Below are 1,848 nucleotides of genomic sequence, written 5' to 3' on the forward strand. Positions count from 1 at the left end.
AGCTTTATGCATTATGCTGGCATTCATTTATCATTGAGTTTGGTCACTACAAAGATAGATGATGCCAGCTTTATTTTTATCATAATATAAATATTTTTTTCTATCTATGCATTTAACGGAAGAACCAGAAAAACGTGCAGAATGAACGTAATTTCAAAAGAAAACATTACCTTTGTAAACAAAGTTTGCAGAATGTGCTTTTCGGGATTATTTTCCCTTCAGAGTATCTGATGCGACTATAGTAAAAATGGTTCGACATAATGTTGACCAAATTAAGTTAAACCCTTAAAGATTAAGATTAGATGATGTACTTTATTACGTAAGTGAATATTCTTGCAAGAGAATTCGAGACATCAACGTGCAGAACGTGCAGAATGCACGAAAAATGCAGCTCAAATGTTGACCAGTCTAAACGTAAGTATCTGATAATCAGCGTGATAGTAAAAATATTAGCCGCCGCGCAGGCTGCTGTGGAGGAATAATCCTAGAATGCTGGAAATTAGCGAATCGAGTAGGAGGTAAACACTAATCATAGGTGTTTATCTCCTACTTTCATGTTTACCGACCTCTCACACCACCGTACATGCGGTTCTGCATACGGCGGTTTCGTGCTTTTACACCTCACGGTGTGTGACAAGTTGTTTTCAGCCATCCCTTCGAGATACGTCACTTCTATTCTATTGTCGGATTCCGTCCTATCGTGTGAATAGAGAGTTCCTTTTCGGACATCTGACTACAAAAGACTCTCAAGGTAGCAGTCATTTACTATTGTACTGCACGATTCTGTCCTTCCCTTTAGGCAAACCCGTGCCTTGGGTACTATGACCTCTGCTGACTTCTCGCGACAAGCTATACTCCGTCATGGTACATCGAATACATCATCTTCACCATGCGTCCGCAAGACCTCCTCGGATAAGGGCATTGTCTTTCCATCTTATACCTACTTCATTTACACCAACCGTTCCGAATAGCTATGGGACTTTGATTTGTTTGGCAATCTTATCCACGGTCATATGCCTTATATGAAGTTGCTGTTCGTTAGGTCAGATGTTTGTCTTGGGCTTCAGATTCCACCTCGCGATGGACACCCTTGCCTTTGACTATGCAATTCCCGCTATTAGGGCTTGCTCGGGACTTTCACCCGTTAGACAATGCTCATGCCGAGCGTACCAATACGAGGCAAACACTTGAAAATCAGATGCTTGCCTTTATTTATTCATTTGCTTTTATGTTTTGATTCTGAATTTTCTCATGTTGCCTTGGTTTTGATAGATGATCATAGATGTGGAAGGTTGTGCCGAGGCGGTCTGACAGGTTGCCGAACAGCTGCTTGTCGACTTGGAAGAGGAGCTTGGCTGATGGTATTGCCACGGATTTGCTGCCAACCGAGAGACCGACCCAATATCGGAGTCGATATTCAGATAATAATGATTGCCGTAGAATTCCTTAGACAGGAGTTTAGACATTTTATTTATTCCTCCGTATCTATTATTGATAATCACAATTATGTAAAATAACAAGTCGATAAAACCACTTTCCTCGTCAAGTTGTCTACTTGATGTCCATTTGTGAGCCTGACGGGCGTAAGCACCGCAATCGGAAATGTACTATGAGCCGGTCGGAAATCATGACAATACTCATCTGCTTTCATTTCAATACTTTCTGCAACTTCAAGCATTATTACTTCTTTTATGTCAAGGCGCACCTGCACGACTTGTTCTCAAAGCAGCTCTCATATAACCGCTTTGTTGAACTCGAGTCCAGAGTCGCGGTTGAGATGATGCTGTTCCTCCAACTGTTTTGCTTTGGCAGATGCACGGGTATAAGTTTCATTGACAGTACATCCGG

General features: G+C 41.6%; 1 pseudogene. It reads left to right on the forward strand.

The window, feature by feature from the left end:
- Positions 1–1,579: 1,579 nt before the first annotated feature.
- Positions 1,580–1,848 (forward strand): annotated as a pseudogene (locus ST42_RS14625) (IS982 family transposase); the annotation flags it as partial.

The organism is Prevotella pectinovora (assembly GCF_000834015.1).
GTDB classification, from domain to species: domain Bacteria; phylum Bacteroidota; class Bacteroidia; order Bacteroidales; family Bacteroidaceae; genus Prevotella; species Prevotella pectinovora.